Origin of the sequence: Streptomyces sp. ISL-10 (genome assembly GCF_018614575.1) — a bacterium.
In the GTDB taxonomy this organism is placed as follows: Bacteria; Actinomycetota; Actinomycetes; order Streptomycetales; family Streptomycetaceae; genus Streptomyces.
Map to the genome: position 1 here is coordinate 67,222 of NZ_JAGGOJ010000047.1, position 15,926 is coordinate 83,147.

The following is a 15,926-nucleotide window of genomic DNA, read 5'->3' on the forward strand; positions in this document are numbered from 1 at the left end:
TTCGAACGATGTTTGACGCCGAGTCGGACCGGACCTCTGCCGCCGGGATACCCGTCACCGGTGGGCAGTCCGGCATTTGGCTTGCCCAGCAGATCGAGCCGGACAGCTCGGCCTACAACGTCTCGTTCGTCCTGGAACTGCGCGGCGACGTCGACCTCGACCGCCTCACCGCCGCCGTGCGGCAGGCGATCGAGGAGGCGGAGTGCTTGCATGTGCGCGTCGGTGTCGAGGAGGGGGAGCCGCGCCAGACCATCACGCGGGTCCCCGTCGACGTGCCCACCATCGATCTGCGGGACGAGACGGATCCCGAAGGCGCTGCCGCGGACTGGGCGGAAGACGACCGCGACCGGCCCGTCGACCTGGTGAACGGCCCGCTGTTCGGCCAGGCACTGCTCCGCCTCGCGGACGACCGGGTCCTGTGGTACCAGCGCTACCACCACATCGCCATCGACGGGATGAGCATCGCGCTGATCTCCCGCCGGGCCGGTGAGCTCTACACCGCCGGTGAGCCGTCCGGTGAACCGGCAGGAGACGCCGACTGGGAGCTGTCGCGGCTGGTCGGCTCCGAGCTCGCGTACCGCGCGTCCGAGCAGTACCAGGCGGATCGCGCGTACTGGCTGAACCGGCTTGCCGACCGACCGGAGCCCGTGCGTCTCGTCGAGCGCGCGTCGGCGCCGATGACGCGGCGCATCCGGCGCACGGCGGAGCTGTCACCGCAGGACACCGCCCGGCTGCGCGTCGCCGCGGCGGGCGCGGGCGTGCGCCTGTCCCGTCTGCTGGTGGCGGCCGTGGTCGCCTACCTGCACCGAGTCACCGGCGAGCAGGACCTCGTCCTCGGCCTGCCGGTCACCACCCGGCAGGACGCCGAGTCGAGGGATGTCCCCGGCATGGTGTCCAACATTCTCCCCCTGCGTGTCGCAGTCCGCGGGGACATGACCGCGACCGAGCTCGTGGACGTGGTGCGGTGTCAGATCGCCGAGACGGTCGACCACGGGCGCTACCGTGCCGAGGACCTGGCGAGGGACCTGGGGCTGGTCGACGGTGTACCGGAGCTGGTCGGCCCCACGGTCAACATCCTGCCCGACGGCGGTCTGCGCTTCGGCGACCACGAGGCCGACCTCCGTCCCGAATGGCTCGGCCCGGTCAGCGACCTGGCGGTCACCGTCGCCGAGTCCCGGGCGGGCAAGAGCATCCGTATCCACTTCGACGCGGACGCGGAGGTGTGTGACCAGCGGACGCTGAGCGACCACGAGCGCCGTTTCCTCATGCTCCTCGACGCCTTCGTCGAGGGGATGGACCGCCCCATCGGCCACATCGAGCTGACCTCCGGTGCGGAGCGGGCCCAGCTGCTCGACGAGTTCTCAGTCGCGCCGTGCGAGGTTCCCGAACTGTCCTGGCCCGCCGCGTTCGAGCAGCAGGTGCGCCGCTCGCCGGACGCCGTCGCGCTCGTGTGCGAGGACCGGCAACTGTCGTACGCCGAACTCAACGCCGCCGCGAACCGACTGGCCCGGCTGCTCATCGTGCGCGGCGTGAGCGACGAGGACGTCGTCGCCGTAGCCGTCCCGCGCTCGCCCGAACTGGTGGTCTCCCTGCTGGCGGTGATGAAGGCGGGCGCGGCGTATCTGCCGCTGGACGCCGACCATCCCCAGGACCGGATCGCCTACATGCTCTCCGACGCCGGCGCGCGGACCGTCGTCACCACGCGCGAGCTGGCCGGTGAACTGCCGGCAGCGCCCGGCGTCGGGCAGGTACTGCTCGACGACCCGTCCGTGGCCGCCGAGTCCGCCGCGCTGGACGACTCGGACCCCGGCCTGCCGATCGCCCTCGACCAGGCCGCGTACGTCATCTACACCTCGGGCTCCACCGGCCGCCCCAAGGGCGTGGTGGTCTCGCACGACGGGGTCGGCAGCCTGATCGCCACGGCCACCGACCGGATCGGCATCGGCGCGGACAGCCGTGTAGTGCAGTTCGCGTCGGTCGGCTTCGACGTGACGGTCTGGGACCTGATCATGTCGCTGTGCGTCGGCGGCCGGATCATCATCGTCCCCACCGAGCGCCGGGTCGCCGGGCCCGCCCTGACGGACTACATCGAGGAGCACCTGGCCACCCACATGATCCTGCCGCCGTCGCTCGTCTCGGCGCTGCCGCAGGACTGTGAGCTGCCCGAGGGGGCGGTGCTCGTGGTCGGCACCGAGGCGGTGCCCAGCGAGCTGATCGCCCGCTGGTCCGGGCGGCTGCGTATCGTCGTCGCCTACGGTCTGACCGAGGCGACGGTCAACTCGACGCTGTGGCTCGCCGAGCCCGGCTGGCAGGGGCCCGCGCCGATCGGCCGGCCCGACCCCAACACCCGTGCCTATGTGCTCGATGCGGCGCTGCGGCCTGTTCCCGTGGGTGTCGAGGGTGAGCTGTACGTCGGCGGGCGCGGCCTGGCCCGCGGCTACCTGGGCAGGGCGGGGCTGACCTCGGAACGGTTCGTCGCCGACCCGTTCGGACCGCCGGGTGCGCGGATGTACCGCACCGGCGACCGCGTCCGCTGGAGCGAGGACGGCAACCTGGACTTCCTCGGCCGCGCGGACGGCCAGCTCAAGATCCGGGGCCACCGGATCGAACCGGGCGAGATCGAGAGCGCGTTCATGGCCTGCCCGGGCATCGCCCAGGCCGCCGTCCTCGTACGGGAGGACCACCGGGGTGTGAAGCGCCTCGTCGCCTATCTGGTCGGCGACGCCGGCGCGGACGCCGAGGCGTCCGTGGTGGCGGCGCGGACGCAGGTGTCGCAGGAGCTGCCGGACTACATGGTGCCGACGGCCGTCGTGCTCCTTGACGGGCCCCTGCCGCTGACGCCCAACGGAAAGCTCGACGTCCGGGCCCTGCCCGAGCCGCAGTGGACCGCGATGACCGGCGACGCGGCGCCGACGACGCCGGGCGAGACCGCTCTCGCCGCGCTGTTCGCCGAGGTCCTCGGCTTGCCGTCGGTGGGCGTCCACGACAGTTTCTTCGAACTGGGCGGGGACAGCATCGTCGCGATCCAGCTGGTCACCCGCGCGCGGGCCGCCGGACTCGCGATCAGCCCTCGCGACGTGTTCCGGCACCGCACGGTGGCGGCACTCGCGCGCGTCACCGACGGCGTGGAGGCGCCGCCTCGTGAATCCGGTGCGGTGCCCGCGCCGTTCTCCCTGGTGTCGCTGACCGATGCCGAGCGTGCCGAGTTCGGTTCCGCCGTCCCCGGTCTCCTCGACGTCGTACCGGCCACTCCACTGCAAGAGGGTTTCTTCTTCCACGCCGCCGTCGACGAGGGCGGGGTGGACGGCTACGCCGTGCAGGACACCCTCGAACTCGCCGGTGACGTGGACGCCGACGCCCTGCGGGCAGCCGCGCAGCGTCTGCTCGACCGCCATCCGCTGCTGCGCGCCGCCTTCCGTCAGCGCCCGGACGGTCAGATCGTGCAGCTCATCGGTGAGCGCGTCGAGCTGCCATGGCGCTTCGCCGACCTGTCGGAACTCGACGCGGTACAGCAGTCCACGGCCGTCGACGAGGTCACGGCGGCGGAGCGGGCGGAGGGATTCGACCTCGGGACCCCGCCGTTGATGCGGGCCGCGCTGGTCCGGCTCAGCGAGCGGCGGTCCCTGCTGGTCCTGACCATGCACCACATCGTCGTCGACGGCTGGTCGGTCTCGCTCATCATGCGGGAGCTGCTGGACGGCTACCGGCCGGGGGCCACGGCCGAACCGGCCGCGCCGCGCGGGACCTACCGGGCCTACGCCGGGTGGCTCGCCGCCCGCGACCGGGAACAGGCGCGCAGCGCGTGGCGCGAGGCGATGGCAGGACTCGACACGCCTGCCAGGCTGCCCGTCCGGGCGGCGGACGCCGGCTCCGGCGAGGCCGGTGAGGTCGGCAAGGTCACTCTTGAGCTGTCCCCACAGGACACGGCGGCACTCATGGCGCGCGCCCGGCAGCTCGGGCTGACCCTGAGCACCATCGTCCAGGGCGGGTTCGGCCTGGTGCTCGGCGATGTCGTCGGCTCCCACGACCTGGTCTTCGGGACCACGGTCTCCGGCAGGCAGGCCGCCGTCGAGGACATCGAAACGCTGGTCGGCCTGCTCATCAACACCGTGCCCGTGCGCCTGCGATGGCGTCCGGAGCAGCCGCTCGCCGAGGTCCTCGCGCACTTCCAGGACGATCAGGCCGATCTGCTGGACCAGCAGTACCTCGGACTCGCCGACATCCAGCGGGCCGTCGGGCAGGGTGACCTGTTCGACGCGCTGGTCGTGGTGGAGAACCTGCCCGACGCGGGTGAGCCTGCCGATCCGTCGGGCCAGGTCCGTATCGTCGGGTCGCACATTCGCGACTCGGTGCACTACCCGCTGGCGCTCACCGTGCTTCCCGGTGAGCGACTCCAGCTGCGGCTCGAACACGACCCCACCCGGCTGGACACCGCGGCTGCGGGACGGTTCGCCACCCGGCTGCGGGCGCTGCTCGACCAGGTGGTTGCCGACCCGGGGCTCCCGGTCGCCCGGCTGGCAGCGCAGAACGCCGACGAGCGGCGCAGCACGCTGGACCGCCTCACCGGAGCGGAGCACGCGATGCCCGCCGGCACGGTGCATGGAGCGTTCGCCGAGCAGGTCCGGCGAACCCCTGACGCGACCGCTTTGATCCACGACGGCGAGCGGACGACCTACGCCGAACTTCAGGAGCGGGCCGAGGCGCTGGCGCACCGGCTGATCGCCCACGGCGTGGGACCCGAGTCCATCGTGGCCGTCGCTGTTCCCCGCTCGGCCCCGACGCTGGTCGCGCTGCTCGGTGTTCTCAAGGCGGGTGCCGCCTACCTGCCGGTCGACGTGGACTACCCGGCCGACCGCGTTCGTTACATGCTCGCCGACTCCGGGGCCCGTACGGTCGTCGCCACCGAGGAGTCGTGGGCGCGCCTGCCCGAGCTGGACGGCGTGACCCGGATCGTCCTCGGCGACGGTCGGGAAGACGTCCCCGCCGCCCCCGCCGCCGTGTGCGTCCAGCCGGACAGCGTCGCGTACCTGATGTACACCTCGGGTTCGACCGGTCGGCCCAAGGGCGTGGCGGTGACGCACCGTGCGGTCGTCGGCCAGCTGTCCTGGACGGCCGAGCGGTTCGGGTTCGGCCCCGGCGAGCGCGTACTGCACCAGTATTCGACCAGCTTCGATCCGTCGGTGCAGGAGATCTTCGCCCCGCTGCTGACCGGCGGGACCGTGGTGATCGCCAGGCCGGACGGTCACCGGGACCCGGCGTATCTCGCGGAGCTGATCCGCGGCGAGCAGGTCACCAACGTCGATCTGGTGCCTTCGCTGTACTCGGCGCTGCTGGCCGAGGACACCGGCACTCCCTGGTGGTCGAGCCTGCGCAGGGCGTTCAGCGGTGGCGAGGCGCTGCCGGTCCCGCTCGCGCGGCGCTGGCGGGAGCGCACCGGGGTGCCCCTCTTCAACGTCTACGGGCCGACCGAGGCCGTCATCCAGGTCACCAGCTGGGAGGCAGGCTCCGAGCCGGGCGAAGAGGGCACCGTACCCATCGGACGTCCGGTGTGGAACACCCGGCTCTACGTCCTCGACCGGTACCTGCGCCCCGTTGCCGAGGGCGAGCCCGGCGAGCTCTACATCGCGGGCGCCCAACTGGCCCGCGGGTATCACGGACGCACCGCGCTGACCGCGGAGCGTTTCGTCGCCGATCCGTTCGGCGGACCGGGAGAGCGGATGTACCGCACCGGAGACATGGTTCAGTTCAGTGGAGACGGTGTGCTCACGTACATGGGGCGCACCGACCACCAGGTCAAGATCAGGGGAAACCGGGTGGAACTCGGTGAAATCGAAGCACGGCTGCGTGATGAGCCGGCCGTCGGCGATGTGGTGGTCGTGGCCCGCGACGACGACCGCGGAGTCAAGCAGTTGGTGGCCTACCTGGCCCCCGCAGCCGGAGCGACCCTGGATGTCGCGGCCGTACGCGGCTCGTTGAGCGCTTCCCTTCCCGCACCCATGGTGCCCAGCCATTTCGTGGAGCTCGGCGCACTGCCGCTGACCCCGGGCGGGAAGATCGACCACAAGGCTCTGCCGGCCCCCGAGGTCCGGCGGCGGCAGGGACGGACGTCGCGAGAGGGCCGCGCGTCGCAGCTCTGCGCCATCTTCGCCGCCGTGCTCGGGATCGACGAGGTCGACGCGGACGAGGACTTCTTCGTGCTCGGCGGGGACAGCATCCTGTCCATGTCGGTCTCCAGTCGTGCCCGCAAGGCGGGACTGCCGATCACTCCCAGGGACGTGTTCGAACACCGCACACCGGCCGCGCTGGCAGCGACGATCGCCGGCACCGGGGACACCGCTCCCACGGTCGCCGCCGATGCCGACGGCGTGGGCGACATTCCGCTGCTGCCGATCGTCCACCAGCTCCGCGAGGACGGCGGATCGATCAACCGCTTCAACCTGTCGATGCTGGTGCAGACACCCGCCGCGGCGGATGCCGACGCGCTGGCACGGGTTCTGCAGGCGCTCCTGGACCACCACGACGGTCTGCGGCTCACGCTCTCCCGTATGGATCTCGGCCCGGCGATTCCGGCGCTGTGGTCGGCGCAGACGCTTGCCGTGGGTGCGGTGGAGGCGGCTTCGCTGCTGCGGGGCGTCGACATACGGAACCTCGACGCCGCGGGACTTCGCGCGGTGATCGCCGAGGAGTCCGACGGCGCGGCCTCCCGGCTCGATCCCGACGGCGGCGTCATGCTCCAGGCGGTCTGGTTCGACGCCGGCGGCGACCGGCCCGGGCGACTGCTGCTCGTCGTTCACCACCTGGCGATCGACGGCGTGTCCTGGCGCGTGCTCCTCGGTGACCTCGCCACCGCGTGGGAGGCCGTCTCGCAGGGGGAGCGGCCCGTTCTGGAGCCGGTGCCCACGTCACTGCGGCGCTTCGCCCGGGACGTCGCCGAGCAGGCGACCTCACCGCAGCGGCAGGCCGAACTCCCCTTCTGGGCCCAGACCCTGGCACCCGGCGCCGAACTGGTCGCCGGAGCCGGCCGTACCGGCACAGCCGGGTCGGCGCGGGAACACGTCGTGTCCCTGTCCACCCAGGACACCCAGGCGCTGCTCACCTCGGTGCCCGCCGCTGCCGGAGCCGATGTCACCGAGGTGCTGCTCGCCGCACTGCGCCTCGCCGTGTCCCGTTGGCGCGGTGAGCGGGACGGCGACGGTGGCGGCGACCTGCTGGTGGATCTCGAACGTCACGGACGCGACGGGGCCGACCTGGACCTGTCGCGCACCGTCGGCTGGTTCACCAGCCTGCACCCCGTACGACTCCCCACCGCAGGAGACGCCCTCGACGTGCTCAAGCTGGTCAAGGAGGCCGTGCGTTCGGCGCCGGACTCCGGCGCCGGATACGGCATGCTGCGCTACCTCAACCCGCAGCTCGCCCCCGTCTTCGCCCAGCTGTCCAGCGCACAGGTGCTGTTCAACTACTTCGGCCGGCTTCCCGCCGAGCAGACCCGTGACTGGGCGCCCGCCGTCGAGGCCGACGCGTTGTCCGTCGAACCGGACACCGACCTCGCCATGCCGTACCCGCTCCAGGTCAACGCGGTATGCGCGGACACGCCCCACGGTCCCGAGCTGCGCGCCACCTGGAGCTGGCCCGAGAGCGACGCGCTGACCGAGCAGGACGTGCAGGCGCTGGGCCGCGAGTGGGCGGCGGCGCTGGGTGAACTCATCGCGCAGACATCCCAGTCCGGCCGGGCCGGGCGGGCCCTCACACCCTCGGACGTGCCGCTGGTCCGGCTCACCCAGGCGGAGATCGACCGGGTCGAGAGCGTCAGCCCGGTGCCCGTCGCCGACATCTGGCCGCTGTCGCCGCTCCAGGAAGGCATCCACTTCCACGCCAGTTACGACACCTCCGCGCTGGACGTCTACACCGCGCAGGACACCTTCGACTTCGACCACCGCCTCGACGCCGAGCGGCTTCGTGCGGCGTGCGCGACGCTGCTGCGCAGACACCCGAGCCTGTGCGCGGGTATCACCAGCGACGGCCTGCCCGCACCGGTGCAGTTCGTCTGCTCCGCGGCCGAGGTGCCGGTGCCGCTGACCGAGGTGGATCTGACCGGCCTGAGCGAGCAGCAGCGGCAGGCACGCCTCGCGGAGATCGCCGACGCCGGCCGGCGGGAGCGGTTCGACCTGGCCGCGCCGCCACTGTTCCGGCTCAAGCTGATCCGGCTCACCGAGAACACCGACCGTCTGATGCTCAGCCACCACCTCGTGGCCTGGGACGGCTGGTCGCAGTCCGTGTTCCTCGACGAACTGCTGGGGCTGTACGCCACGGCGGGCGACGACACCGCGCTGGACTCGCCCGGCAGCTACCGCGACTACCTGGGCTGGCTCGCCGAGCAGGACTTCGACGCGGCCCGTGAGACGTGGCGGCAGGCCCTGGCCGGACTCGACGAGCCGACGCTCGTGGCGCGCAACCGAGGGGACGAGCCGACGATCCCGCGGCGCCGCACCTTCGATCTGAGCCCTGAACTCAGTGACCGCCTGCGGGCGTCCGCCCGCGAGCACGGACTGACGATCAACGCTGTGCTGTCCGCCGCGTGGGCGCTCGTCCTGTCCGCGACCGTGGGCCGCCACGACGTCGTGTTCGGCGCCACGGTCGCCGGACGGCCGGCCGACGTGCCCGGAGTGGACACGGCGATCGGCATGTTCCTCAACACCGTGCCCCAGCGGGTCACCTTCCACGCCGACGAGACCGTCGCGGACCTGCTGCGCCGTATGCAGTCCGAGCGTGTCGCACTGATGGACCACGAGTACCTCGGGCTGGCCGAGCTCCAGCGGGCCGGCGGTCACACCAACCTCTTCGACACCCTGTACGTGCTGCAGAACTTCGCCGACGAAGGCGCGTTCCGGCAGCTGACCGAGCGGCACGGCATCACCGGAGTGGGCAGCGTGGACGCCACGCACTACCCCATGACCCTGATCGTCAACCCGGCCGAGGTCGTCCGGGTGAAGCTGGAGTACCGCCCGGACCTGGTCGACGACGAGCAGGCCACGGCCACGCTGGAACGCTTCGGAACCCTGGTGGAGCGGCTGATCGGCGATCTGTCGGCGCGCGTCGGCACCCTCGACCTGCTGCTGCCCGGCGAGCGTGCCGCGCTGCTCTCCGCGTGGGAGGCCGGTGACAATCCCGTACCGAACGAGACCGTCGCCGACATGCTCGCGGCTCAGGTCGCCCGCACCCCGGACGCCGTGGCGCTGGTGTTCGGCGAGCGCGCCCTCACCTACCTGGAGCTCGACGCGCACATCAACCGGCTCGCCCGGCTGCTGCTCGCCCGTGGCGCCGGACCGGAGAAGGTCGTCGCCCTCGCGCTGCCCCGCTCGATCGAGATGGTCGTCGCGCTGTTCGCGGTACTGCGCACCGGCGCCGCCTACCTGCCGCTCGACCTCGACCACCCCGCCGACCGGCTGCGCCTGATGATCGAGGACACCGGGCCGCTGTGCCTGCTGTCCACGACCGCGGTCGCCCCGACGCTGCGGGGGTCCTCGGGCACGCTCGCCCCCGAACTCCTCCTGGACGACCCGGCCGTCACGGCCGAGCTCGCCGCTCTCCCGGACGGTGAGATCACCGACGCCGAGCGGCCCGCGTTCGCGCACGATGTGCCGGACCGGCTGGAACACCCCGCCTACGTCATCTACACCTCCGGCTCGACCGGCAAGCCCAAGGGCGTCGTCACCCCGTACCGCGGACTGACGAACATGCAGCTCAACCACCAGAAGGAGATCTTCGACCCGGCGATCGCCTCGGCGGGCGGACGACGGCTGCGCATCGCGCACACCGTCTCCTTCGCCTTCGACATGTCCTGGGAGGAGCTGCTCTGGCTCGTCGAGGGGCACGAGGTCCACGTCTGCGACGAGGAGTTGCGCCGCGACGCCGAAGCCCTGGTGGCCTACTGCGACCGGCACCGCGTCGACGTGGTCAATGTGACGCCCACATACGCCCAGCTGCTGATCGAAGAGGGCCTGCTGGACCGGGAAGAGGCCACCGACGAGGCGACCGGCAAGCACCGGCCCGCGCTCGTCCTCCTCGGCGGCGAGGCCGTCTCGGACACGGTGTGGACGCGGCTGCGGCGCACCGAGGGCACCTACGGCTACAACCTGTACGGGCCGACCGAGTACACGATCAACACGCTCGGCGGGTCCACGGTGGACAGCGCGACCCCGACGGTCGGCATGCCGATCCGCAACACCCGGGCCCATGTGCTCGATGCCATGCTGCGCCCGGTGCCGCCGGGCTGCCCCGGTGAGCTTTACATCGCCGGCACCGGCCTGGCCCGTGGCTACCACGACCGGCCCGGCCTGACGGCGGAGCGGTTCGTCGCGGACCCGTTCGGTGCGCCGGGCGCAAGGATGTACCGCACCGGCGACCTCGTGCGGCAGCGCCCGGACGGACTGCTGGACTTCCTCGGCCGTACCGACGACCAGGTCAAGATCCGCGGCTACCGGATCGAACTGGGCGAGATCTCCGCGGCCCTCGCCGCGCACCCCGAGGTCGCCCACGCCGCGGTCGTCGTGGCGGAGACCGCCGGGACGAAGCGGCTGGTCGGCTATGTCGTACCCGAGGAAGGCGCGGAGCGGGGTGAGGCACTGGTCCTGAGCCTGCGCGACCACCTGAAGGCGGGCCTGCCCGACTACATGGTCCCGGCCGCGCTGGTGACCGTGGACACGATGCCTCTGACCGTCAACGGCAAGCTCGACGTCAAGGCCCTGCCCGCTCCCGACTTCGCCGGACCGAGCACCAGCCGCCCGCCCCGGTCGCCGCAGGAGGAGACGCTCTGCGCGCTCTTCGCCGAAGTGCTCGGCCTCGCCGAGGGCAGCGTCGGAATCGACAGCAACTTCTTCGAGCTGGGCGGCCACTCACTGCTGGCCACCAGGCTGATCAGCCGCGCCCGCAGCGCGCTGAAGGCCGAGCTGGCGATCCGGGACCTCTTCGAGGCACCGACCGTCGCCGAGCTGGTCGAGCGCGCGAACGGCTCGCACGCCGCCGACCGCCCGGCACTGACGGCCGGGGAGCGGCCCGCCGAACTGCCGTTGTCCCACGCCCAGCAGCGGCTGTGGGTCATCCAGCAGATCGAGTGCACCTCGGCCGCCTACAACTTCCCGCTCGTGATGCGGCTGCGCGGCGCGCTCGACGTGGAGGCGTGGCGGGCGGCGCTCGCCGATGTGGCGGCACGCCACGAGGCGCTGCGGACGGTCTTCACCGAGCGTGACGGCCAGGCGTTCCAGCGGGTCCTGCCCGTCGAGCAGGCGCATCCGGTCGTGGAGTGCGTCCGCGCCGGTGAGGACGAGGTGGCCGGCATCGTGGACGCCGCCGTCAACCGCCCGTTCGATCTCGCCGCCGAGCTGCCGCTCCGCGCGACGCTCGTCGAGGTGGCGCCGCAGGACCACGTCGTCGTCCTCCTGCTGCACCACATCACCACCGACGAGTGGTCGGACCGGCCGTTCCTGCGCGATCTGGCCACCGCCTACGCCGCCCGCCGGTCCGGCTCGGCTCCGCGGTGGGAGCCACTGCCCGTCCAGTACGCCGACTACGCGCTGTGGCAGCAGCGCCTGCTCGGTGACCCGGCCGACGCGCGGAGCCTGGCGGCCCGGCAGCTGGAGTTCTGGCGTACGACGCTGGCAGGCGCCCCCGAGGAGATCGAGCTGCCGGCCGACCGGCCCCGGCCCGCACGGCCGGCCTTCACCGGAGCCGAGCTCGACATCGACTTCGACGCCACGGCCTACCAGGGCCTGAAGCGGCTGGCCCGGGAGAGCGGCACCAGCATGTTCATGGTGGTGCACGCGGCCGTCGCCGCACTGCTGCACCGCATGGGCGCCGGTACGGACATCCCGCTCGGCTCGCCCATCGCCGGGCGCGGCGACGAGGCGCTCGACGAACTGGTCGGCTTCTTCGTCAACACGCTCGTCCTGCGGACCGACCTCAGTGGCGATCCGAGCTTCACCGAACTGCTGACCCGGGTCCGCGACACCGACCTGGCCGCCTTCTCCCACGCGGACGTGCCGTTCGAGTCCGTGGTCGAGAAGCTGAACCCGACGCGGTCGCTCGCCCGCAACCCGCTGTTCCAGGTGATGGTCGGCTACCACAACCGCACCGGTGACGAGATGGAACTGCCCGGCCTCGGCGTCGAGTACGTACCGTTCCGGATCCGGTCGGCCAAGTTCGACCTCGTGTTCAGCTTCACCGAGCACGTGAGCGGGGCCGACGGGAACGAGGGCACGCTCACCTGCCGACTGGAGTTCGCCACCGAGCTGTTCGACGAGGAGACCGCCGAGCGGCTCGGCGACCGGCTGCGGCGGCTGGTCACGGCGGTGGCCACCGAACCGGAGCAGCCGGTTTCGCGAGCGGAGGTACTCGCCGCCGACGAACGGCAGCTGGTGCTGGAGGGGTTCAACGCCACCCGGCGTGACGTCGACGAGGCCTCGCTGCCCGCCCTGTTCGCCCGGTGGGTCGCCGAGCGGCCGGACGCGGTGGCCGTCGTGGAGCGCTCTCGCTCGGTGACGTACGCCCAGTTGGACGCCCGGGCCAACCGGATCGCGCGACTGCTGGCCGATCGGGGAGTGGGCGCCGAGAGTGCGGTGGGGGTGGCAGTGCCCCGCTCGGTGGACATGATCGCGACGGTGCTCGCCGCCCACAAGCTCGGCGCGGCGTTCCTGCCGCTCGACCTGGTCCACCCCGCCGACCGGCTCACCTACATGATCGAGGACTCCGGGGCCACGCTCGTCGTCGGCACCGAGTCGGTGGCCGGGAAGATTCCGGACGTCGCGGGCGTACCGGTGGTGCTGCTCGACGCTCCTGAGACCAGGGCCGAACTCGACCGGCTTCCCGGGTCCGAGGTGGCCGGTCTGCCGGTGAGCCTGGACCAGGCCGCCTACGTGATCTACACCTCCGGTTCGACCGGCCGCCCCAAGGGCGTCGTCGTCCCGCACGAGGGCATCGCCAGCCTGGTGGCCACCGCGGTCGACCGCATGGGCCTGGAGCACGACAGCCGGGTGCTCCAATTCGCCTCGATCGGCTTCGACGTCTTCGTCTTCGAACTGTCCATGGCCCTGTGCCATGGCGGGCGGCTCGTGCTGATACCCGACGAGGCGCGCGTCGCCGGACCGGCGCTCACCGACTTCCTGGCGGACCAGCGGGTCACCCACATGATCCTGCCGCCCTCCCTGGTGTCGGCGCTGCCGGCGGGCTGCGAGCTGCCCGAAGGATCCACGATCCTGGTGGGTACGGAGACGGTGCCGCCGGACCTGTTCGAGCGTTTCGGCGCCACGGCCAACCTGATCTGCGCGTACGGGCTCACCGAGGCGACGGTCAACTCCACGCTGTGGCCCGCCTGGGAGCACGGCGGCCGGCCGGCCGGCCGGGTGCCCATCGGCCGACCGGATCCCAACACGGTCTGCTACGTGCTGGACGACCGCATGTGCCCGGTCCCGCCGGGCGTGGTCGGCGAGCTGTACGTCTCCGGACGCGGACTCGCCCGCGGCTACCTCGGCAAGTCGGCGCTGACCTCCGAGCGGTTCGTCGCCGACCCGTTCGGCCCGCCCGGCAGCCGGATGTACCGCACCGGAGACCGCGCCCGCTGGCGCAGGGACGGCAACCTCGACTTCCTCGGCCGGGTCGACACCCAGGTGAAGATCCGCGGCTTCCGCATCGAGCTGGGCGAGGTCGAGGCGGCACTCGCCGGTCACCCCGCGGTCAGCCAGGCCGCCGTGGTGCCCGACCGACAGGGCGACATCGTGCGCCTGGTGGGCTACGCCGTCCCCGACGGCGCCGAGCTCGACCCGCAGGCGCTGCGCACCCACGTCGCCGCGCTGCTGCCCGAGTACATGGTCCCCGCCCTCGTGGTGCCCCTGGACGGTCCGCTGCCGCTGACCCCCAACGGAAAGCTGGACCGGAAGGCGCTGCCCGAACCGGACTGGTCCGCCATGACCGGTGACGCACGCCCCGCCACCGAGACGCAGGCCCGCCTGGCCGAGCTGTTCGGCGAGATCCTGCAGCTGGAAGACGTCGGCATCCACGACAACTTCTTCGCGCTGGGCGGGCATTCGATGGCCTCGATGCGGCTGCTCGGACGGATCCGCTCCGAGTTCGGGGCCGAGCTGACCATCCGGGACGTCTTCGACGCACAGACCGTCGCGGGCATCGCGGCCAAGCTCGACGGCGCGTCCGCCGCCAGGCCCCTGCTGCGCCCGGTCGAACACCCCACGGACGGTGCCGCGCTGCCGGTCGCCCCCGTACAGCGCTGGCAGTGGTCGTCGTACCGGCGGCACGCGGCCTTCGATCACGCGCTTGTGCTGCGCTCGCCGGGTGGACTGGACGCCGAGGCGCTGTCGGCCGCACTGGACGATGTGACGGCACGGCACGAGCCGCTGCGCACCGTCTTCACCGAGCGGGACGGAGCCGTTCACCAGCAGGCATCCGCGACCCCGGCCCTTGAGTCGGAGCGGTGCGCCGATCTGGACGCCCGACTCGCCGAACTCGCCGCCGGGACCGCGGAGCTGTCACTGGAACCGCCCGTGTGGGCCCGGCTGCTCACCGGGGCGGACGGCACCCAGGCGGTGCTGCTGACCATGCACTACCTGGCCGTGGACGAATGGTCCGTGGTGCCTCTGTTCCGAGACCTCACCACGGCGTACGCGTCGCGGGCGACCGGCCGGGCGCCCGAGTGGGAGCCACTGCCGGTGACCTACGCCGACTACACCCACTGGGCGCACGAGGTGCTCGGCGACCTCGGTGACCCCGACAGCCTGGGCGGCCGGCAGCTCACGTACTGGCAGCAGACGCTGAAGGACATCCCGCGTGTGCTGACACTGCCCACGGACCGGCCGCGTCCCGCCGACCCCGGCCTGCCCGGCCACGGCGGCGACTACGTCGGGTTCGTCCTCGACGAGCGGCTCCACGCCGAGGTGGACAAGCTCGCGCAGGCGACCGGCACCAGCATGTTCATGGTGCTGCACTCGGCCCTGTCGGCACTGCTCACCGCCCACGGCGTGGGCACGGACCTGCCGATCGGCACCATGGTCGCCGGCCGTGGCGACGAGCAACTGGCCGACCTGGTCGGCTGCTTCTTCAACACCGTGGTGCTGCGCACCGACACCGCGGGGGACCCGACCTTCACCGAGCTGCTGACCCGGGTACGGGAAACGACGCTCAGCGCCCTGGACCGGCAGGACGTCCCGTTCGACGAGGTCGTCCGGGCGACCGGCCTGCCCCCGGAGGGACCGCAGGTCATGGTGATCCACCATGAGCAGGCGGACTTCGTGGAGCTGGAGGGCGGCATGGGCTCCTTCCACGCCGTGCCGACCGGCTCGACGCGGGCCGAGCTGACGCTCAGCTTCTACGAGCCGCGGGGCGACGGGCCGGTGCACTGCGAGCTGATCCACGCGAGCGAACTGCTCGGCCCGGCCAAGGCACAGCAGCTCGTCGACGAACTTCAGGTGCTGCTGCACAACGTGGCAGCCGACCCGGAACAGCCGCTCTCGGAGCTGTTCACCGTAATGTCCATGAGGAGTGACGACATATGACAACGAACCCGTTCGAGGACCCGCAGGGCCGCTTCCTGGTTCTGGCCAACGACGAGAACCAGCACTCGCTGTGGCCGTCCTTCGCGGAGGTGCCTGCGGGGTGGCGCACCGTCTTCGGCGAGGACAGCAGGGAGGCCTGCCTGGCCTACGTGGAAGCCAACTGGAGCGACCTGCGGCCCGCGAGCCTGATCGCGCAGCAGGCCTGAGCCTGCGGAAGAACGTCGCCGTCCGGCGGTGAGGCAACTCCTCACCGCCGGACGGCGACGCGCGTTCACCGGTCCGGCAACAGCGGCCCGCCGGCCCGGCTCCGACGCCGGTCCGACGCCGCGGCCGCCGCATGCCGCCGCCGGCCGGGGCGGGGCGGGGCGGGGC

General features: G+C 72.1%; 2 protein-coding genes. Both read left to right on the forward strand.

The features are described from left to right. Positions 1–8 precede the first annotated feature (8 nt). On the forward strand, positions 9–15,554 hold the full coding sequence (locus J7E88_RS34330) for a non-ribosomal peptide synthetase (RefSeq protein ID WP_215187413.1): 15,546 nt from the start codon (positions 9–11) through the stop codon (positions 15,552–15,554). After that, positions 15,551–15,760 carry an MbtH family protein gene (locus tag J7E88_RS34335; RefSeq protein WP_215187414.1) on the forward strand — a complete coding sequence of 70 codons (210 nt, stop codon included), beginning with the start codon at positions 15,551–15,553 and terminating at the stop codon, positions 15,758–15,760. The genes J7E88_RS34330 and J7E88_RS34335 overlap by 4 nt, the downstream gene beginning before the upstream one ends. Positions 15,761–15,926: the final 166 nt, after the last annotated feature.